This window comes from Streptosporangium sp. NPDC023615 (assembly GCF_040640155.1).
GTDB lineage: Bacteria > Actinomycetota > Actinomycetes > Streptosporangiales > Streptosporangiaceae > Streptosporangium.
The window spans coordinates 159,406-180,347 of record NZ_JBFABE010000012.1; the positions used below are offsets into that span (position 1 = coordinate 159,406).

Sequence of the window (20,942 nt, forward strand, 5' to 3'; positions counted from 1 at the left end):
GGCTCACAGGTAGGGGCGCCGGGCCTTCCTGGCCTCCTCGTAGGCGGCGCGTGCCCGCCGGGTCCCCTCCCGCCCCGACACCTCGGCCACCGGCACGTCCCACCAGGCCGTGGTCTCCGCCGCCGGACCCGGCACCGTCTCGACGTGCACCACGGTGGTCCCGGTCGCCCGCCTGGCCTCGGCCAGGGCCAGGCGCAGGGACTCCGGCCCGTCGGCGCGGAGCACGTGCGCGCCCAGGCTGGCCGCGTTGGCCGCCAGGTCGACCGGGAGGAACGCCCCGTCCAGCTCGCCCCCGGGGCCGCGCGACCGGTGCGCGGTGCCCAGCCGGTCGGCCCCGACCGCCTCCGACAGCCCGCCGATGGAGGCGAAGCCCCGGTTGTCGACCAGCACCACGACGAGCTTCACACCTTCCTGCACGGCGGTGACGATCTCCTGGGCCATCATCAGGTACGACCCGTCGCCGACCAGCACGAACACCTCCCGCTCGGGCGCGGCCAGCTTCACCCCCAGCCCTCCGGCGATCTCGTACCCCATGCAGGAGTAGCCGTACTCGACGTGGTAGGACCTCGGGTCGCTCGCCCGCCAGAGCCTGTGCAGGTCGCCGGGCATGGACCCGGCCGCGTTGACCACCACGTCCGTGGGCCGCGCCACCTCGTTGAGCATGCCGAGCACCACCGGCTGGGTCAGCGTGTCCCCGGTGGTCAGCAGCGCGACCTGCTCCTGCCACGCGCGGGTCAGCCGGGCCGCCCTGACCGTCCAGTCCGGGTCGGCCCGCCAGCCGTCCAGGGCGGGGCCGAGGGCCTCCAGCGCCGCGCGGGCGTCGGCGACGAGCATCTCGCCGGAGTTCTTGGCCGCGTCGAAGGCGGCGACGTTGACGTTGAGGAACCGGACCCCGCCGGGGGCCGAACCGAACAGGGTGCGCGAGGCGGTGGTGAAGTCGGTGTAGCGGGTGCCGACCCCGATGACCAGGTCGGCCTCGCGGGCCAGCTCGTTGGCGGCGGCGGTGCCGGTGTGGCCGATCGCGCCGACCGCGCAGGGGTGGTCGTACGGCAGCGCGCCCTTGCCCGCCTGGGTCTCGCCCACCGGGACGCCGTGCCGGGACGCGAAGGCGGCCAGCTCCGGCCACGCCCCGGAGTGGGCCACGCCGCCCCCGGCCACGATCAGCGGGCGGCGCGAGGCGCGGGCCAGCTCCGCCGCCCGCGCCAGCGCGGCGGGCTCGGGGACGGGCCGCGCCACGTGCCACACCCTGCGGGCGAACAGTTCCCCGGGCCAGTCGCAGGCCTCGGCCTGCACGTCCTGCGGCAGGGCCAGGGTGACCGCGCCCGTCTCCGCCGGGTCGGTCAGCACCCGCATCGCGGCCGGCAGCGCCGCGAGGAGCTGCTCGGGCCGGTCGATCCTGTCGAAGAAGCGCGAGACCGGGCGCAGCGTGTCGTTGACGCTCGCGCCGGGAAGGCGCGGGTCCTCCAGTTGCTGCAGCACCGGGTCGGCGACGCGGGTGGCGAAGACGTCGCCGGGCAGCAGCAGCACCGGGATGCGGTTGATCGTGGCGAGCGCCGCGCCGGTGACCATGTTGGTGGCGCCGGGGCCGATCGAGCTGGTGCAGGCCAGGACGGACAGCCGGCCGCGGGCCCGCGCGTACCCGACGGCGGTGTGCACCATGGCCTGCTCGTTGCGGGCCGGGTAGTACGGCAGGTCGCCGGAGGTGCCCGCGCCCCGCTCGGCCAGGGCCTGCCCGATGCCGGCGACGTTGCCGTGCCCGAAGACGCCCAGGCACCCGGCCACCAGCCGCTGCTCGGCGCCGTCGCGCTCCGACCACTGGTTCGCCAGGAAGCGCAGGAGCGCCTGCGCCACGGTGAGCCTCATCTCGGCGCCTCCGTCATCGGGAGCCTGGGATCGGCCGGCCGGTCCGCCCACGAGTCGCGGACCCAGGCGTGCCGGGGGTCGTCGCAGAAGGCCATCGACCGCTCGGGCGCGGGCCCGGCCAGCACGTTCAGGTAGTACAGGTCGTAGCCGGGGGCGGCCATCGACGGGCCGTGGTACCCCCTGGGCACGAGGACGACGTCGCCGGACGACACCTCGGCGAGCACCTCGTGGGCGCCGTAGACCCGCTGGTAGCCGGGGCCGCCCTCGAAGTAGTAGATCTCCTCCAGGACGGCCTCGTGCTCGGAGGCCTCGTCGTGCTTGTGCGGCGGGTACGACGACCAGTTGCCGCCGGGGGTGAGCACCTCGACCGCGACGAGCCTGTCGCACTCGAACGCCTCGGGGGCGCAGAAGTTGTTGACCTGCCGGGAGGCCGGGCCCGCGCCGCGCACCTCGACCGGGACCTTCCCCGCCGGGCCGTACCGCACCGGCAGGCGCCTGGTCGCGCGGGCGGACGGGAGCGCGAAGCGGCCGTACCCGGTGATCCGGACGCTCGCGCCGACCGGCACGTAGGCGAAGTCGGTGACCGCCTCGAAGACCGAGGCCCTGCCGTTCAGCGCGACCCGCTCGCCCTCGCACTCGACCACGCACGCCCCCGAGAGCGGCAGGACGATCATCTCCTCGTCCCCGGTGTCGAAGTTCGCGCTCTCGCCGGACAGGCAGAGCACGCGCAGTCCCGAATAGGTCCACCCGGCGGCCTCGGGGGTGATCGACAGGGCCCACGGCGTCCGCGCGGTGCTTCCCGCCGGTACGAAGGTCATGTTCTCTCCTCACGTGACGGCCCGGCGGCGCGGTGCGGGCCGCCGAGGCGGTCCGATCGCCCGTTCAGGCCTCCTCCAGCATCTGCGCGGCGACGTCGACGGCCGCGGCCACGTCGTCGCCGGCGGGGTACAGCAGGGCGCGGCCCACCACCAGCCCCCGCACGCCGGGAAGCCGCAGGGCGCGGCGCCAGGCCGCGTGGACGACCTGCGGAGCCTCGCCCGGGTCGCCGCCCAGCAGCAGCGTCGGCAGCGTGGTGGCGCGCATCACCCGTTCCATGTCGTCCACGACCGGGATCTTCAGCCAGGTGCGCGCCGAGGTCGCGCCGAGCGCCTGGGCGACGTGGACCGACCGGACGACCCCCTGGGGCGACAGGTCGTGGACGATCTCGCCGCCCACCCTGCGCGACCAGAACGGCTCGACCATGGCGACCAGGTCGTGCGAGGCCAGCTCGGTGACGGCCCGGCCGCACTCCTCCAGGGTGCGGGCGGTGACCGGATCGTCCACGCCGATCCGGCAGAGCATCTTGCCGCCGTCCAGGCGCGCCCGGACGATCGAGGAGGCGTCGTAGGCGGTGAACCGGTCGTCGAACTCGAAGGCCGAGCCGTGCAGGCCGCCCCGGTTCATCGACCCGATGACGATCTTCCCCTCCAGCGCGCCGAGCAGCAGGAGGTCCTCCACCACGTCCGGGGTGCCCAGCACCCCGTCCACGCCTGGCCGCGCCAGCGCCACGCAGAGCCGTTCCAGCAGCTCGGCACGGCTCTCCAGGGCCGCGGGACGGCCCCTGACGCCGACCATGCCCCTGGCCGTGTGGTCGGCGGCGACGATCAGGAGCCGGTCGCGATCCAGGAACAGGCTCCTGCGCTCGCGCGCCGCCGCCGCCTCCGCGATCCGGCCGGGGTGACGTGCCCGTATGCCCGCCACCACGCCCGCCGGCCCGTCCCCCACCGGCCCGGCCGCCACGACCGGCACCCGGCCCGGCACCCGGCCCGGCACCGGGCCCGGGACGCCGTCCGCCGCCGCGCCCGTCGCCGTGCCAGGGCCGGTGCCGAAGACGTGCACCCCGTACGACGGCCCGCCCGGCCGGGCGGCGAGCAGGGCCGTCACCTCCTCCTCCCGGGGCATCGCCGGGGCGCAGGCCAGCCGGCCCGCGACGATCGCCCCGGCCGCGTTGGCGAACCGCAGCACGCCCTCCAGCGGCCAGCGTTCCAGCAGGCCGTGGCACAGGGCCCCGCCGAAGGCGTCCCCGGCGCCGAGGCCGTTGACCACCTCCACCTCCACCGGCGGCACCCGCACGGTCTCGGCCGCGGTCATGCCGAGCACCCCTGCCGGCCCCTGCTTGACGATCGCGAGCTCGGCTCCGGCCTCCAGCAGCGCCTCGGCGGCCGCCTCCGGGACGCGCGTGCCGGTCGCCACCTCGACCTCGTCGAGGTTGCCCACCGCCACCGTGACATGCCGCAGGGCCTCGCGCAGCAGGTCGCGCGCCTCGGCCGGGCGCGGCCAGAACATCGGGCGGTGGTCCAGGTCCAGCACGGTGTGCGGGGTGCGGCCCCTGGCCCGCCAGGCGGCGAAGTGCGCGGCGCGGGAGGGCTCCTGGGACAGGCCGGTGAGGGTGGCCCAGAACACCCGCGCCCCGGTGACGGCCTCCAGGTCCAGCTCCTCGGGAAGGATCTCCAGGTCCGGCGCCTTGGGCAGGCGGTAGAAGTACAGCGGGAAGTCGTCCGGCGGCATGATCTCGCAGAACGTCACCGGGGTCGGCAGGTGCGCCACCGCGGTGACGTAGCGGTCGTCGACGCCGTACTCGCGCAGCGCGTCGTGCACGAAGAGCCCGAACGGGTCGTCGCCGGTCCTGGTGATCACGGCGCTGGCGCGGCCGAGCCGGGCGGCGGCCACCGCCACGTTCGTGGGGCTGCCGCCCAGGTACTTGCCGAAGGTCTCCACCTCGCGCAGCGAGACGCCCACCCGCAGCGGGTAGACGTCGACGCCGGCGCGCCCCATCGTCAGGACCTCGATCACGGGCCCGCCCCGTCGCGGGGGCCGGCGAGGCCGTTCAGGTAGGCCAGGCTCTCGGCGACGTTCTCCCGGGGGTCGGCGTGGGCCGCGTCGCCGGGGGCGATCGCGACGTCCTGCTCCAGCACGTACCAGCCGTCGTACCCGGCCGCGGTCAGGCCCGAGACGATGGCCGGCACGTCCACGTCGCCCCGGCCCAGCGGGCGGTAGAGGCCCTCCCTGACGGCCCGGCCGTAGGGCAGCTCTCCTGCCCTGACCCGCTCGGCCATGGCGGCGTCCACGTCCTTGAGGTGGACGTGGGCGATCCGCCCGGCGGCCCGCGAGACCAGCTCGGCGGGGTCGGTGCCGCCCGCGAGCAGGTGACCGGTGTCCAGGCAGAGCTGCACGGCGCTGCCGTCGAGCACCCGCCGCACCTCGTCCGGGTCCTGCACCACGGTCCCGACGTGCGGGTGAAGGGTGACGGAGCGGCCGAACTCCTTGGCGCTCCTGAGGATCCGGCGCAGGTTCGTCATCAGGGTCTTCCAGGCGGCGGCGTCCAGCTCGGGCCTGGCGTCGTAGCTCTCGCCGCCGGTGGAGGCGGCCAGCACGACCGTGTCCACGTCGCCGTCGGCGAAGGCGCGCATCGCGGCCCGGACCACCGGGAGCGGGTCGTGGTCGTCCTCGTGCAGGACCACCGGGACGAACCCGCCCACCGCGCGCAGCCCGTACTGGGCGAGCAGGGCGCGGCAGCGCGTCGGCGAGGGCGGCAGGAAGCCCTCCGGGCCGAGCTCGGTGGCCGTCAGGCCCAGTTCCCTCATCTCGGCGAGCACCCGGGACCGGTCCAGCTGGTACCCCCAGCCGGGGACCTCGCTGACACCCCAGGAGATCGGCGCACCGGCAATTCTCACAGGACCACCTCCGCGACGCGCACCGGGCGCTCCTCGCGCCGGGAGAGCTCCGCGGCCTCGGCGAGGTAGAGCGCGGCCAGGGCGTCCTCGACCGTGCAGGGACTCTCCGTCTCCCCGCGTGCCGCGCCGAGAAACGCGTCCAGCTCGGCCACGTAGGCCGCCTCGAACCTGCTGGCGAAGTCGGGCCAGGGCTCGCCGGGCGGTAGCGGCCCTTCGGCGCCGGTCAGTGGGGTGCGCGGGCCGAGGCCCACCACCCGCGTCCGCAGGGTGCCCGCCAGCTCCATCCGCACGTCGTACCCGGCGCCGTTGTAGCGGGAGCCCTGCACGGTGACGAGGGTGCCGTCGTCCAGGGTGAGCAGCGCGGCGCTGGTGTCCACGTCGCCCGCCTCGGCGAAGAACGCCTCGCCCCGGTTGGCGCCGGTCGCGTAGACGGTCTCGGCCTCGCGGCCGGTGACCCAGCGCAGGAGGTCGAAGTCGTGGATGTGGCAGTCGCGGTAGATGCCGCCCGACAGCGGGACGTACCCGGGGTCGGGCGGCCGGGGATCGGCGCTGAGCATGTGCACCCGGTGCAGCGTGCCCAGCTCGCCGTCGCCCAGCGCCCTGCGCGCCGCGGCGTAGCCGGCGTCGAAGCGGCGCTGGAACCCGATGTGCACGACCGTGCCGCTCCGCCTGACGGCGTCGAGCACGCGCAGGGTCTCCGCCACGCCGGACGCGACCGGTTTCTCGCAGAACACCGGCACCCGGGCGGCGCAGGCGCGCACCAGCAGCTCCGCGTGGGTCGCCGTGGGGGTGGCGACGACCAGCGCGTCGGCCTCGAAGGGGTCTCCCACCCGGGCTCCCAGCCGTGCGGCCGTCCCCGCCGCCCGGCGGCCGTCGGCGTCGCCCACCACCAGCTCGTCGACCCCGGGGTGCGCCGCCAGGGTCGAGGCGTGCAGCGCCCCGATCCTGCCGAGCCCCAGCAGCCCAACACGCATGGTGCCTCCTCGGAAGGAGAGAGCGTTCGGTCTCCAGTTCTAGGCGAGGAGCCGGTCGCCGTCAAGAATTTGTCAGGACATGAGGACGATCCGTCTCAGCGGGGCAGGGCCCGCGCGAAGGCGCTGACCGTCTCGTCGGCGCGGTGGACCGGCAGGCGCGCGAAGCCCATCACCAGCGCGGGCGGGCCCGGGGCGTGTCTCATCGGCGCCACCGGTTCGGCCGCCAGCCCGCACGCCAGGGCCGCCGCCGCCACCCCCTCCTCGTCCCAGCCGGCCGGCAGCTCGGCGAGCAGGTGGAGCCCGGCGGAGACGCCCCGTACGACGATCTCGGGAAGGTTCCCGGCCAGGGCACGCACGAGGGCGTCGCGGCGGGCCCGGTACTCCCGGCGCGTCCTGCGCAGGTGCCGGTCGTAGCCGCCGGTGGCGATGAAGTCGGCCAGGACGTACTGCTCCAGCACCGGCGAGCCGAGGTCCAGCTCGCCGCGGGCCAGCCGCAGCGACCCGGCGATCCGTGCCGGGGCGGCCACCCATCCCAGGCGCAGGCCCGGCGCCAGGGACTTGCTGACGCTCCCGACCAGGATCACCCGGTCGGGGGCCAGCCCCTGCAGGCAGCCCACCGGGTCGCGGTCGAAGCGCAGCTCGGCGTCGTAGTCGTCCTCCAGGATCGTCGCGCCGGTCGCGACGGCCCACCCGATCAGCTCGGCGCGACGGCGGGGGGAGAGCACCACCCCGGTCGGGTACTGGTGCGCGGGGGTGAGCAGCACGGCCCGCGCCCCGGTCGCGGCGAGGGCGGCGACGTCGACGCCCTCGTCGTCCACGCCGACCGCGACCAGGTCGGCGCCGGCCGCGCGGAGCAGCGGGAGCTGGCGGACGCCGGTGGGGTCCTCGATCGCCAGCCGGATCCGTCCCGGACGCGGCGCGGGACGCGTGCCGTCGCGGACGAACCAGCCCAGGCCGTGCCGGTCCGCGGTCACCGGAAGCCGGCCCGCCAGCGCCTGGACCGCGAGGCTCATCCCCTGGGCGACCCCGCCCACGATCACCAGGTCGTCCGGGCCGGTGTCGGCCGCCCGGACCCTTCCGAGGTAGGCGGCCAGCTCCTCACGGAGGGCGAGGACACCGCCGGGGTCGCCGTAGTCCAGCGCGTCGGAGGGCAGTGAGGTGAGCGTCCGCCGCATCGAGGCCAGCCAGCGCTGGCGGGGGAAGGCACCCAGGTCGGGGGCCGTGGCGCGGCGCCCCCGGTACGGATCGTCCCCGGTCGCGGGGGCGTCCCCGCCCCCGGGGAGGCCGGGCGCGGCGAGGCGGCTCGCGGCCGGGGCCACGACGGTGCCCACGCCGACCCTGGAGAGCAGGAAGCCCTCGGCGACGAGTTGCTCGTAGGCCTCCACCACCACGCCCCGGGAGAGGCCGAGGTCCCTGGCGAGCTCGCGGCTGGCGGGCAGCCGGACCCCGGCCGCCAGCCGCCCGTGCCGTACGGCCTCGCGGAGCTCGCGGGCGATCTGGGCGGCGACGCCGCCCGCCGCCCGGTCGACGGCGAGATGGAGATCGGCCAATTGGCCCTCTTTTTCTCAGGGTCATTGGACCCGGCGGGCGAACCATTGGCTTCCTAGCATCGCGTACATGAAGCGGACTGTCAGCCTCCCCGCGTCCCGGCCGGAGCCGCGCGAGCTCCGCGGGCTCGTCGAGGCCGCGGCGGCGATGTTCCTGGTGGGCACCCTGGCCGGGGTGTCCGGGGTGATCGGCGACTATCCGGTCCACGGCGGCCAGGCCCTGCGGTACCTGGTGGCGGCCGTGATCCTGTTCGCCGTCGTCCGGCTCGCCGGGCTGCGGCCGGTGCGGCCCACCGCCCGGGAGACGGCGCTGCTGGCGGCGCTGGCGTTGACCGGGCTGGTGCTGTTCAACGTGTGCGTGATCGAGGCCACCCGGCACGGCGGGCCCGCCCTGGTCGGCACCGTCCTGGGCACCGTCCCGCTGGCCCTGGCCCTGATCGGCGGGCGGCCCTCGCCCCGGCTCCTCGGCGCGGCGACGGTCGTCGTCGCCGGGGCGACGGTGGCCACCGGCCTGGGCAGCGGTGACCTGGACGGGCTGCTCTGGTCGCTGGGCGCGCTGGGCTGCGAGGTCTGCTTCTCGGTGCTCGCCCTGCCGCTGCTGCCCAGGCTGGGCGCGGTGCGTGTCTCGGCCTACTCGGCGGCGCTGGCCGTGCCGCTGCTGGCGGTCGCCGGGCTGGTCGCGGACGGTACCGCGCCGATCAGGGTGCCGACCCCGGTCGAGGCGGCGGGCCTGGCCTACCAGGCGGTGGTCGTGACGAGCGTGGCGTTCCTCCTCTGGTACGACGCCCTGCCGCGGATCGGCCCGGGGACCGCCGGGCTGTTCGCCGGGCTGATCCCGGTCGGCGCCATCGCCACCGGCGCGGTCCTGGGCCTGGGCGCCCCCTCGGGACCCGACCTGCTCGGTGCCGCGCTCGTGGTGGCGGGCATCGCCGTCGGGCTCGGTCCGGGGCGCTCACCCGCCCGTCCCGGTTCCGGGGGCTCGCCCGCCGCCCCCGGCCCGGAGGGTCCGCCCGCCCGCCTCAGCCCCAGGGGTTCACCCGCTGCCGGGGCACGCTCACGCGCTGCGGGGGCGCGTCGACCCGCCGCGGCGGGCTCACCCGCCACCGGGAGGCCTCGGCCCAGCGGGAGGAGTTCGCCCGGCGCGGGGAGTCACCGGCCCGATGGGGCATGCTGACCCGCCAGCCGGGGTGGCCCGACCGCGAGGACGACGAGGACGACGAGGACGACGAGGACGACACGGCGAGCGGCCGTCCCGGGGAGACGGCGATCCGCTGCCCGGACAGGGCGACGGGTGTCTTCGGCCAGCTCACCGGCCACTCGGGCGTCCGCCCGTCGTTCTCCTTGATGCTCGTCAGCGTGATGGCGATCAGCGACACGGTCAGCCCGGCCACGATGAAGACGGCCACGAGCACCAGCATGACGATGCTGCCGGCCGGGACGGTGTTTCCGATGTCCATGGTGCCCCTCCTGCTTCCACCGGACGCGCGGCCCGGTCTGCTTCCAGCTTCCTCCCTCTCTCCGGACAGTTAGGGACAAAAGCCTCATACCCCACCGACCCTTGTCCTGAATATTCGGGTTTCATCACATATGTCCCTGTCTGTTTGCCCGGGCGGGGGGCGAACGCCCCCTGGCCGACCACCACGATCGGGCGTGCGGGCGAAGCCTTACCCTCTAGGGAAAACGGAGATGACCCTCGCGCGAAGGATCGACGACGATGCCCGAGTTCGACTACACCGACCTGCTCCCCCTGGGCCCGGACGAGACGGAGTACCGCCTGATCACCCCCGAGGGGGTACGGGTCGTCGAGGCCGCGGGGCGCAGGTTCCTGGAGGTCGAGCCCGAGGCGCTGCGGCTGCTCACCGAGACCGCGATCCACGACATCTCCCACTACCTGCGCCCGTCCCACCTCGCCCAGCTCCGCAAGATCATCGACGACCCCGAGTCGAGCGGAAACGACCGGTTCGTCGCCCTGGACCTGCTCAAGAACGCCTCGATCTCGGCGGGCGGCGTCCTGCCGATGTGCCAGGACACCGGCACCGCGATCGTGATGGGCAAGCGCGGCCGGCACGTGCTCACCGACGGCGCCGACGCCGAGCACATCTCCCGCGGCGTCTACGACGCCTACACCCGGCTGAACCTGCGCTACTCGCAGATGGCCCCCCTGACCATGTGGGAGGAGCGGAACACAGGCTCCAACCTCCCCGCGCAGATCGAGCTCTACGCCGAGGACCCGGGCGGCCACGCGGACGCCTACAAGCTGCTGTTCATGGCCAAGGGCGGCGGCAGCGCCAACAAGTCGTTCCTCTACCAGGAGACCAAGGCGGTGCTCAACGAGGCCAGGATGCTCCGGTTCCTGGAGGAGAAGATCCGCTCCCTCGGCACCGCGGCCTGCCCGCCGTACCACCTGGCGATCGTCGTCGGCGGCACGTCCGCCGAGTTCGCCCTGAAGACCGCCAAGTACGCCAGCGCCCGCTACCTGGACTCCATCCCCGTCGAGGGCTCCCCGTCCGGGCACGGCTTCCGCGACACCGACCTGGAGGCCAAGGTCTTCGAGCTCACCCAGAAGCTCGGCATCGGCGCCCAGTTCGGCGGCAAGTACTTCTGCCACGACGTCCGCGTCATCCGCCTGCCGCGCCACGGTGCCTCCTGCCCGGTGGCCGTCGCGGTCTCCTGCAGCGCCGACCGCCAGGCCCTGGCGAAGATCACCCCGGAGGGGGTCTTCCTGGAGCGGCTGGAGACCGACCCGGCCCGGTTCCTGCCGGAGACCACCGACGAGCAGCTGTCGGACGACGTGGTGAGGATCGACCTCAACCGGCCGATGGACGAGATCCTCGCCGAACTGACCCGCTACCCGGTCAAGACCCGCCTGTCGCTGACCGGGCCGCTCGTGGTCGCCCGCGACATCGCCCACGCCAGGATCGGCGAGCTCCTGGACGCGGGCGGCGAGATGCCCGAATACCTCAGGAACCACGCGGTCTACTACGCCGGCCCCGCCAAGACCCCCGAGGGCTACGCCTCCGGCTCCTTCGGCCCGACCACGGCCGGGCGGATGGACTCCTACGTCGAGCGCTTCCAGGCCGCCGGCGGCTCCAAGGTCATGCTGGCCAAGGGCAACCGCTCCCAGCAGGTCACCGACGCCTGCAAGGCCCACGGCGGCTTCTACCTCGGCTCCATCGGCGGGCCGGCCGCGCGCCTGGCCCAGGACTGCATCAGGAAGGTCGAGGTCCTCGAATACCCCGAGCTGGGCATGGAGGCCGTCTGGAGGATCGAGGTCGAGGACTTCCCCGCGTTCGTCGTGGTCGACGACAAGGGGAACGACTTCTTCACCGACTCCACCGGCCCGGTCCTGAGCATCGGCCGTCGCTGACCGGTGCCCTGCACCGGCCGGCTCCGGAACGGCGCGATCCGTCGACGTACCAAAATTATCGGATGTCACGCTTCGTGTCTCAACAATCACAAGCGCGAAAATCTGACCGAAGTTGGCAAGAAGATTCGGCCCGGTCTCTACTGGTCGCATTACGCAAATCGGTAAGCTGCACCACATGCGTGCGCCACCCGGATACCTTCTCGCCGCGCGCTACCGGTTGTCGGAACCGGTGGGCCGAGGCGGCATGGGCACCGTTTGGCGAGCGCACGACGAGTTGCTCAACCGCGAGGTGGCGGTCAAGGAGGTCCGCCTCCCCCTGATCCTCGACGAGGAGCTGCGCGCCGAGCTGTGCGCCAGGACCGAGCGCGAGGGACGGGCGACCGCGATGGTGGCCCACCCCTCGGTCATCACCGTCTTCGACGTCGTCACCGAGGACGAGCGCCCCTGGATCGTGATGGAGCTGCTGCGCGCCAGGTCGCTGGAGCAGCTCCTGCAGGACCACGGCCCGCTGCCGCCGCGCCAGGTGGCGGAGATCGGGCGGCAGGTCCTGGGGGCGCTGCGCGCCGTGCACGCCAAGGGCATCCTGCACCGCGACGTGAAGCCCAGCAACGTCCTGGTCACCGACGACCGGGCGGTGCTCACCGACTTCGGCCTGGCCGCCCTGGAGGGCGACGTGTCCATCACCCAGGCGGGCATCGTGCTGGGCTCGGCCGGGTACATCGCCCCCGAGCGCGTCCTGGGGGCGAAGGCCAGCCCGGCCGGTGACCTGTGGTCGCTCGGCGCGACCCTCTACACCGCCGTCGAGGGCCGGGGCCTGCACGGGCGCCGTACGGCCGCCGCCGCCCTGGCGGCGCTGACCAGCGGCGAGCCGATCCCCATGGAACGCGCCGGACCGCTGGCGCCGGTGCTGCGCGGCCTGCTCATGATCGACCCGAACGCCCGGCTCGACACGGTCCGGGCGGCGCTGATGCTCGCCCGGGTGGCGGCCGGCGGTTCGGCCGAGGAGTTCGCCGCCCGGCCGCCCGTCACGCGGACCGGGCCGAGGCCCTCCCAGGACGGCCAGGACGGCGGCACGACGTTCGGCCGCCGCTCCCAGCACCGCGGGCTGCACCGGGTCGGCTCCGCGCCGCCGCCGGCCCCGCGTCCCACCTCGCCCGTCTCTCCCCCACCGCCGTCGGGGCCGCCGTCGGGGCCGTCGTCGGGGCCGTTCTCGGCGCCGGTGGGACAGTCACGGTCGCACCGCCGGACGAACGAGGGCGTCCACCGGAAAAATGTAGACATATCGGTGAATTACCGCCCACTTGTCCGTTTTATGACGCCGTTCATCAGGTTGGTCCTCCCGCGTCTTCTCTGGCCGAGGGAACTCCGTAAGCGCGGGTAAAGCACTTCTCAAGTGGGAATGGCTATCTTCTTCTCATGCCGGAACAGCAGACGCGCGTGCTCGCGGACCGTTATGAGCTGATCGCGCCGCTCGGCCGGGGAACGATGGGCACCGTGTGGCGGGCCCACGACCGTTCCCTCGGCCGTGAGGTCGCGATCAAGGAGATCCGTCAGGAGCCCGGGCTCAGCGAGGCGCAGCGCACCGAACTTCGGGAACGGATGATCCGCGAGGGTCGTACGGCGGCCCGCATCAGTCACCCCTCGGTGGCCACCGTCCACGACGCCATCGTCGAGGACGGCAGTCCGTGGATCATCATGGAGCTCGTCCAGGCGCGCTCCCTGGAGCAGGTGATCGAGGAGGAGGGGCCGCTCCCGCCGCGCCTGGTCGCCGAGATCGGCGCCGACCTGCTGGGAGCGCTCCGCGCGGCCCACGCCCAGGGCGTGCTCCACCGCGACGTCAAGCCCGGGAACGTGCTGATCACCGAGAGCGGCCGGGTGGTCCTCACCGACTTCGGCATCGCCAAGGCCGAGGGCGACACGAGCCTCACCAAGACCGGCATGGTGATCGGCTCCCCCGGGTACACGGCGCCCGAGCGCGCCCGCGGCGAGCACAACGGCCCCGAGTCCGACCTGTGGTCGCTGGGCGCCACCCTGTACTTCGCGGTCGAGGGCCGCCCGGCCTACGAGCGTTCCACGGTGGCGGAGACCCTGGCCGCGCTGATGAGCGAGCAGGTCGACCCGCCGACCCAGGCCGGGCCGCTCCGCCCGGTGCTGGAGCAGCTCCTGGAGCGGGACCACACGGCGCGCCTGACGGCCCCCCAGGCGAGCGCGATGCTCCGGGCGGTGGCGGACACCCCCACCCACCTGGCGGACTCGCTGCCCTCCACCCCGCCCCCCGCCACGGCCTCCCCGGCGCCCGCGGCGGCCGGGCGCCCGGCCACGACCGCGCCGAAGGACACGGAGCCGCTGCGCGCGGAGCCCGCCGGGCTCTCCGGCGCCGCCGGGGACCGGGACGTCCCCGCCGACGCGGCCGACGCGGCCGTCGTGGACGACGGCGCGGAGGACTTCGACTCCGACCGCACGATGGTGGTCATCCGCCCCCAGGGCGGCCTGCGCATCCCCGGCGCGGCCACGCCCGCCGAACCCGCCGAGCCCTCCCCGCCGACCGGCCGGGCGAGCACGGTGGGCCCGGCGGCCGCTCCCGGCCGGCCGGCGGCCTCGCCCTACCCCGACCGCCCCGTGTTCGCCGACCCCGGCAGGCCCGTCGCGGGACGACGGACCTCCTCCGGTCCCGGCAGGCCGGTCGCGGGAGGGCCGGGCTCCCCCGGCCTCGGCGCCCCCGCCGCCGGGGCGCCCCCGGCACCCGGGGACCGTTCGCCCGGCGCCGCGGAGGAGGCGGACGTCTCCTCGTCGGCCACGCCGCCCCACGGGTTCCCGGTGGCCTCCTCCGACCCCTCCGCCACCCCGCCGCACGGCTTCCCCGCGGCCGGGCCGGACTCCGGGCCCTCCACCGCCGTGCTCGGCCCGCCGATCCCCGGACCGGCCGGTCCGCCGCCGTACGCGCCCTTCCCGCCCGACCGGGCCGCGGGCGCCGGCGCGCTCCCGGCGGCTCCCGGGCGCCCGGGCCCGGCGGCCCCGCAGCCCTGGCGTCCGCCGGGGCCGGAGACGGGCCGCTCCCCCGGCCTGGGCACCGACCTGTTCGCGTTCACCGGGCAGAACGGCTACCCGGCCCCCGGGCAGCCGCAGGCCCCGCCGCGCAAGACCAAGGTCGGCGTCTTCGTGCTGATGGGCGTGGCGGCGATCGCGCTCGTACTGATCATGATCCTGGTGGTGGTGGCCTTCACGTGAGGAACGGCCCGCCGGAGCGGATCCCCGCACTCGACGCCCGCTCAACCGGTTTGATTCCTCTCATAGGACGCAGACTGGATCCATGAGCGAGTATCGGATCGAGCATGACTCGATGGGCGAGGTACGGGTGCCGGCGGGCGCGAAGTGGCGGGCGCAGACGCAGCGGGCGGTGGAGAACTTCCCGGTCTCCGGGCGCGGGCTGGAGGTCCCGCACATCGCCGCACTCGGCCTGATCAAGGCGCTCGCCGCCGAGGTCAACGCCGAGCTCGGGGTGCTCGACAAGGAACTGGCCCAGGCGATCGCCGAGGCCGCCACCGACGTCGCCGAGAACGAGTGGGACGGCGAGTTCCCGGTCGACGTCTTCCAGACCGGTTCGGGCACCTCCTCCAACATGAACGCCAACGAGGTGATCGCCACCCTCGCCGAGGAGCGGCTGGGCGCCCCCGTCCACCCCAACGACCACGTGAACGCCTCGCAGTCGTCCAACGACGTCTTCCCCACCTCCATCCACGTGGCCGCCACGACCGAGGTCTCGTACCATCTGATCCCCTCCCTGCGGCACCTGGCGACCGCGCTGCGCGAGAAGTCGCTGGAGTTCGACGGCATGGTCAAGGCCGGGCGGACGCACCTGATGGACGCCACCCCGGTCACCCTGGGACAGGAGTTCGGCGGGTACGCCACCCAGGTCGAGAACGGCATCGCGCGGGTGCGGAGCGCCCTGCCCCGCCTCGCCCAGCTCCCCCTGGGCGGCACCGCCGTCGGCACCGGCGTCAACACCCCGCCCGGCTTCGCGCCCAAGGTCATCGAGAAGCTGCGCGAGGCCACCGGGCTGCCGTTCGCCGAGGCCCCCGACCACTTCGAGGCCCAGGGCGCCCGTGACGCCCTCGTGGAGCTCTCCGGCCAGCTCCGCACGGTCGCCGTCTCGCTCAACAAGATCGCCAACGATCTGCGCTGGATGGGCTCCGGACCCCGGGCCGGGCTCGGCGAGATCAACCTGCCCGACCTCCAGCCCGGCTCCTCGATCATGCCGGGCAAGGTCAACCCGGTGGTCCCGGAGGCGGTGACCATGGTCGCCGCCCAGGTCGTCGGGAACGACGCGGCCATCGCCTTCGCCGGCGCGTCGGGGACGTTCGAGCTCAACGTGATGCTCCCGGTGATGGCGCGCAACATCCTGGAGTCGGTGCGGCTGCTCGCCAACGTCTCCCGGCTGCTGGCCGACCGCTGCGTGCACGGCGTCACCGCCAACGCCGACCGGATGCGCGAGTACGCGGAGTCGTCACCGTCGATCGTCACCCCGCTCAACCGGTACGTCGGGTACGAGGAGGCCGCCAAGATAGCGAAGCAGGCCCTGGCCGAGCGCAAGACCATCCGCGAGGTCGTCATCGAACGCGGTCACGTGGCCGACGGCACCCTCACCGAGGAGAAGCTCGACGAACTGCTCGACGTGCTCTCCATGACCCGGCCGCCCACGCAACCCGGCTGAGCCCGCCGGTACCCACCGGTGCCCACCGGTGCCGGCCGGTTCCCGCCGGAACCGGCCGGCGCCGGGTGAGACCGGCGCGTCCCCGCCCCGCCCCCGGCGTCACCGCGCGTACCGGTCACCTGGAACACTCTGAACATGACCCAGATCAAGTTCTACGGCCGCCGGGACGTGTGGTCCGACCGGCGCCGGGAGATCTCCGACACCGTCCACGGCTGCCTGGTGGACGTCTGGCAGCTGCCCGAGGACAAGCGGTTCCACCGGTTCCTGCTGCTGGACGCCGAGGACCTGGTCTGCCCGCAGCGCAGCGAGCGCTACCTCATCATGGAGATCGTCTGCTTCGTCGGCCGGTCGGACGAGGCCAAGCGCACGCTGATCCGCACCCTGTTCGCCCGGACCGGTGAGACGCTCGGCCTCGCCGCCGAGGACCTGGAGATCGTGATCATCGAGTCTCCCAAGACCAACTGGGGCATCCGCGGGCTGCCGGGCGACGAGCTGACGCTCATGTACCCGGTCACCATCTGAGCCCCCGCTCCACCGCTTCACCGCGCGGGAGTCGCGGAAGCCCCGGGGGCCGCGGAAGGTCCCCGGGCGGGCGACCCGGGGAAGCCGTACCGGACCCCTCGCACCCCCGGGAAACGCGCGGGGGCCGATCCGGCGCGGCGAGATAACGGATTCACCACATGATGGTGGGAAACCGGCTCCAGACGGCAAGGTTGACCGGTGCCGACTCCCCTGTCCCCCGCGGACGGCCCCCTTCCCGGACCACCGCCACCTCGCCCCGACGCCGATCCCGCCGTGGCCCACACGTGGGCGCCGACGCGCGCACGGCTCGAACAGGCCCACCCGTCGGCGCTCCGGGTGCTGCGCGTGCTGGCCTGCTACGCGCCCGGCGACCTGCCGCGTACCGTGCTGGACGGGCTGGAGGGCACCGACGAGGCCGCCCTCACCGGCGCGCTGGGGTCACTGGCCTCGCACGGCGTGATCACCCTGTCCCCCGACGGCCTGTACGTGAGCCTGACCCCCGGCGTCCGGGCCGCCGTCGTGGACGATCTACCCCCGGACGAGCACACCGCCGACAGGACCGCCGCGGCCGCCCTGCTCGCGGCCGCGATCCCCGACGAGCCCGAGCAGCCCTCCTCCTGGCCCCTGTACGCCCGGCTGCTGCCCCACGCCCTCGCCGTCCTGCCCCCCGACTCCCCCGCCACGGCCTCCATCGTCGACTACCTGTACGCCTCGGACGACAACCGCACCGCCCGGACCGTGCTGGAGCGGCGCCACACCGCCCTGCACGACGCCCTGGGCCCCGAACACGAGGACACGCTGACCGCCCGCGTCGACCTCGCCTCCCTGACAGGGGCGATGGGGGACATCATCGACGCCCGGGACCGGTTCACGGTGCTGGCACCGCTGGTCGAACGGCTCCTGGGCTCCGACCACCCCACCACACTGGACGCCCACGCCAACCTCGCCTACTGGACGGGAGAGGCGGGAGAGGTGGCCGGCGCCCGGGACCGGCTGGCGGAACTGGCACCGGCGGCCGAAAGGGCGCTGGGCCCCGGCCACTCCATCACGCTGAGCATCCGGCTGAATCTGTACCAATGGAGAGGGGACGCAGGGGACGCGGCCGGCGCCCGGGACGAGTACACGACCCTGCTGGCGCTGACCGAGCGGGCGTTGGGACCCGAGCACCTGATCACGCTGAGTGCCCGGACCTGCCTCGCCCGCTGGATCGGGGAGGCAGGGGACCCGGTAGGCGCCCGGGACCGGCTCACACCACTGGCGGCGACGATCGAACAAGTTCTGGGCCCGGACCACAACATCACGTTGAGCGCCCGGATCGGTGTCGCCCGCTGGAGCGGAGAGGCAGGAGACGCGGCAGGAGCCCGTGACCGGTTCGCGGCGCTGATACCGGTGCTCGAACGCACCCGGGGTCCCGAACACCCCGGCACCCTGGGCATCCGATATGCCCTCGCCCGCTGGACGGGGGAAGCGGGAGACGCGGCCGCCGCCCGCGACCGGTTGACGGCCCTGGTGCCGGTGCTCGAACGGGTTCTGGGCCCCGAACACCCCGCCACACTGGAAACCCGTTGCGCCCTCGCACGCTGGACCGGAGAAGCGGGAAACACAGCCGGTGCCCGATACCACCTCGTCGCCCTGATGCCGGTGCTCGAACGAGTCCTGGGCCCTGAACACTTCACCACACTGGATGTCCGCTCTGCTCTCGCCCACTGGATCGGACAAGAGGGGGACGCGGCCGGCGCTCGATACCGGTTCACGATGCTGGTGTCGGACCTCAGGAGGGTTCTGGGCCCGGAACACCCGGCCACGTTGAACACCCGCTCCCACCTCGCCACATGGATGGGCGAGGCCGGGGACGCCTCCGGTGCGGTGGACCAGTTCACGGCGCTGCTGTCGGTCGCCGAGAGGGTTCTGGGCCCCGAACATGCGACCACGCTGACCGTCCGTTTCAACCTCGCCGCATGGACGGGCGCCGCCGGGTACGCGGCCGACGCCCGCGACCGGTTCGCCGCGTTGACACCGGTGCTCGAACGAGTCCTGGGCCCCGGACACCCGGACGTGACGAACGCCCGCGGTCACCTCGCCCACTGGAGGACAGAGGCACGATGGTCGCTTGCGAGGCGATGGGTTCCGGGGCTCTGACCGGCCCGCGGCCCTTCGGGGTCACGGTTCCCGCGACGGGTGACCGGGGGAGGACGGTCGTCCACCACATAGGGACAGGCCGGAGTATGGGGACAGGCGCCATGGGCCGGGATCCGGGGCGTGCCTAGATTCGGCAGCATGACTGACCTATCCGGCCGGCGGGCCGTGGTGACCGGCGCGGGCGGCGGGATCGGGCGTGCCTGCGCGCTCCGGCTGGCCGCGGCCGGAGCGCACGTGGTAGTGGTCGACGTCGACGCCGAGGCCGCGGCCGCGGTCGCCGCGGAGATCTCGGGGACCCCCGTCGTGGCGGACCTGTCGGAGCCGGACTTCGTCCGCGCGATCCCGCCCGGTGCGGACATCGTGGTGAACAACGCCGGGTTCCAGCACGTCGCCCCGATCGAGGAGTTCCCCCCACAGGTGTTCTCCGCGATCCTCAAGGTGATGGTCGAGGCGCCGTTCCTCCTGGTCAGGCATGTCCTCCCGGGGATGTACGAGCGCGGCTGGGGCCGGATCGTCAACATCTCCTCGGTGCACGGCCTGCGCGCCTCCCCCTACAAGTCGGCTTACGTCACCGCCAAGCACGCCCTCGAGGGGTTGTCCAAGGTGATCGCCCTGGAGGGCGCCGCACACGGGGTGACCTCCAACTGCGTCAGCCCCGCCTACGTCCGTACCGCCCTGGTGGAGAACCAGATCGACGCCCAGGCCGAGACCCACGGTCTCGACCGGGACGAGGTGGTCGAGCAGATCATGCTCGCTCCCGCCGCCGTCAAGCGGCTGATCGAACCCGAGGAGGTCGCCGAGCTCGTCGCCTACCTCTGCGGCCCGCACAGTTCCTCCGTCACCGGCGTCTCCCTCCCCCTGGACGGCGGCTGGACCGCCCGCTAGGCGACAATGGGCACCACGAGCACAACCGCCGGAACAGGCCCGGCCGAGCCGTCTCGGGGACCACATGTGAGATCGCGTCGGCGACTGGACTGAGAAGAGGGAATCGTGAGGAGCGAACGATCCCCTCGACGCGGCAAGGAGCCGGATCCAGGCGAGCTCACCGCGACGCGCAGCGTCGCCACGAACACCCTCTTTCTCGACCTGCTGGCCAGGGAGGCGTCGGCGGTCGAGTTCGAGGGGCCCGTCCTCGCGGCGAGGAGCAGGGGCGCCGACGCGCGGGAGCTGGCCGAGCTGGAGGAGGCCAAGCTCGTCGCGCTGAGGGTGCGGGCGCTGCTGCGGCGCAGGGCCAGGCGGGAGGCCGAGCTGTCGGCCCTGTTCGACACGGCGGGCGACCTGGCGGGTCTGCGCGACCTGGACGCCGTCCTGGAGGCCATCGTGCACCGGGCCAGGCAGTTGCTCGGCACCGACGCCGCGTACATGACGCTGCACGACCCCGAGCGCGGCGACACCTGGATGCGGGTGACCGACGGCTCGGTCTCGGCGAAGTTCCGGGCGTTGCGGCTGGCCATGGGCGCGGGGCTCGGCGGGCTGGTGGCGCAGACCGCGACCCCGTACTCGACCGCCGACTACTTCGCCGACGAGCGCTTCCGGCACAAGACCGACATCGACGACGCGGTGCTGGAGGAGGGGCTGGTCGCCATCCTCGGCGTGCCGCTCAAGCTGGGCGCCCGGGTGATCGGCGTGCTGTTCGCGGCCAACCGGAGCGTGCGGCCCTTCACCCAGGACGAGGTGGCGCTGCTGGGTTCGCTGGCCGCGCACGCGGCGGTGGCGATCGACAACGCCCGGCTGCTGCAGGAGACCAGGAACGCCCTGGAGGAGCTCAGCGAGGCCAACCGGCAGGTGAACGCGCACAGTCAGGCCGTGGAGCGCGCCGCGCTCGCGCACGACCGGATGACCGGCCTGGTGCTGCGCGGCGGCGGGGTCGAGGACGTGGCGGCGGTGGTGACGGAGGTGCTCGGCGGCTCGCTGACGGTGCTCGACGACGCCGGGCACCCGATCGTCGGGGACGCGGGCGTGCTGTGGCAGGACGCGCCTCAGGACGGCGCGCCCGGCCGGACGTCCGCCGGGCCCGGCCGGACGGCGGCTCCGGGGGACGTCCGTGGATCGTCCACCACCGCGGACATGATCGCGGACGCGGCCCGGTCGTCGAGGGCGCTGGGC

At 74.1% G+C, this 20,942-nt stretch carries 15 protein-coding genes and 1 pseudogene; 10 read left to right on the top strand and 6 right to left on the bottom strand.

Annotated elements, in window-relative coordinates:
- Positions 1-3: 3 nt before the first annotated feature.
- The 6 genes and pseudogenes from iolD to AB0G16_RS12760 form a co-directional block, all read right to left on the bottom strand.
- Positions 4-1,863 (bottom strand): 3D-(3,5/4)-trihydroxycyclohexane-1,2-dione acylhydrolase (decyclizing), encoded by a 1,860-nt coding sequence (gene iolD, locus AB0G16_RS12735; RefSeq protein ID WP_362803123.1) that lies wholly within the window; start codon positions 1,861-1,863, stop codon positions 4-6.
- Positions 1,860-2,681 carry a 5-deoxy-glucuronate isomerase gene (gene iolB, locus AB0G16_RS12740; protein WP_362803125.1) on the bottom strand — a complete coding sequence of 274 codons (822 nt, stop codon included), beginning with the start codon at positions 2,679-2,681 and terminating at the stop codon, positions 1,860-1,862. Before iolB ends, iolD begins: the two co-directional genes overlap by 4 nt.
- A gap of 1,090 nt (positions 2,682-3,771) precedes the next feature.
- Positions 3,772-4,695, bottom strand: a pseudogene (gene iolC / locus AB0G16_RS12745) (5-dehydro-2-deoxygluconokinase); the annotation flags it as partial.
- Positions 4,692-5,576: a TIM barrel protein gene (locus AB0G16_RS12750; RefSeq protein WP_362803127.1), complete on the bottom strand. Its 885-nt coding sequence runs from the start codon at positions 5,574-5,576 to the stop codon at positions 4,692-4,694. The pseudogene iolC and the gene AB0G16_RS12750, both read right to left, overlap by 4 nt.
- The gene (locus AB0G16_RS12755) at positions 5,573-6,550 is read right to left on the bottom strand and encodes a Gfo/Idh/MocA family oxidoreductase (RefSeq protein WP_362803129.1); all 978 of its coding nucleotides are present in this window, start codon (positions 6,548-6,550) and stop codon (positions 5,573-5,575) included. Before AB0G16_RS12755 ends, AB0G16_RS12750 begins: the two co-directional genes overlap by 4 nt.
- 95 nt (positions 6,551-6,645) lie before the next feature.
- Positions 6,646-8,100: a PLP-dependent aminotransferase family protein gene (locus AB0G16_RS12760; RefSeq protein ID WP_362803132.1), complete on the bottom strand. Its 1,455-nt coding sequence runs from the start codon at positions 8,098-8,100 to the stop codon at positions 6,646-6,648.
- A gap of 67 nt (positions 8,101-8,167) precedes the next feature.
- Between AB0G16_RS12760 and AB0G16_RS12765 the strand changes: the two genes are divergently transcribed.
- The 10 genes from AB0G16_RS12765 to AB0G16_RS12810 form a co-directional block, all read left to right on the top strand.
- Positions 8,168-9,271 carry a DMT family transporter gene (locus AB0G16_RS12765; RefSeq protein ID WP_362803135.1) on the top strand — a complete coding sequence of 368 codons (1,104 nt, stop codon included), beginning with the start codon at positions 8,168-8,170 and terminating at the stop codon, positions 9,269-9,271.
- On the top strand, positions 9,265-9,627 hold the full coding sequence (locus AB0G16_RS12770) for a hypothetical protein (protein ID WP_362803139.1): 363 nt from the start codon (positions 9,265-9,267) through the stop codon (positions 9,625-9,627). Before AB0G16_RS12765 ends, AB0G16_RS12770 begins: the two co-directional genes overlap by 7 nt.
- Positions 9,628-9,811: 184 nt before the next feature.
- Entirely contained in the window at positions 9,812-11,464 is a 1,653-nt protein-coding gene (locus AB0G16_RS12775; RefSeq protein WP_362803142.1) for a fumarate hydratase, read from the top strand.
- 175 nt (positions 11,465-11,639) lie between these two features.
- Positions 11,640-12,845, top strand: coding sequence for a serine/threonine-protein kinase (locus AB0G16_RS12780; protein ID WP_362803145.1), 1,206 nt, complete (start codon positions 11,640-11,642; stop codon positions 12,843-12,845).
- Between the two features lie 35 nt (positions 12,846-12,880).
- Complete coding sequence (locus AB0G16_RS12785) at positions 12,881-14,692, top strand: serine/threonine-protein kinase (RefSeq protein ID WP_362803148.1); 1,812 nt, start codon at positions 12,881-12,883, stop codon at positions 14,690-14,692.
- An 82-nt stretch (positions 14,693-14,774) separates the two neighbouring features.
- A complete protein-coding gene (locus tag AB0G16_RS12790; RefSeq protein ID WP_362803151.1) occupies positions 14,775-16,175 on the top strand; it encodes a class II fumarate hydratase in 1,401 nt (466 codons plus the stop codon).
- A gap of 135 nt (positions 16,176-16,310) precedes the next feature.
- Positions 16,311-16,697, top strand: a complete 387-nt coding sequence (locus AB0G16_RS12795; RefSeq protein ID WP_362803154.1) for a tautomerase family protein — start codon at positions 16,311-16,313, stop codon at positions 16,695-16,697.
- Positions 16,698-16,895: 198 nt separating this feature from the next.
- On the top strand, positions 16,896-18,836 hold the full coding sequence (locus AB0G16_RS12800; RefSeq protein WP_362803157.1) for a tetratricopeptide repeat protein: 1,941 nt from the start codon (positions 16,896-16,898) through the stop codon (positions 18,834-18,836).
- A 138-nt stretch (positions 18,837-18,974) separates the two neighbouring features.
- Positions 18,975-19,721, top strand: coding sequence for a 3-hydroxybutyrate dehydrogenase (locus AB0G16_RS12805; protein ID WP_362803160.1), 747 nt, complete (start codon positions 18,975-18,977; stop codon positions 19,719-19,721).
- Between the two features lie 201 nt (positions 19,722-19,922).
- The coding region (locus tag AB0G16_RS12810) for a GAF domain-containing protein (RefSeq protein WP_362803175.1) at positions 19,923-20,942 on the top strand (1,020 nt) is incomplete at its 3' end.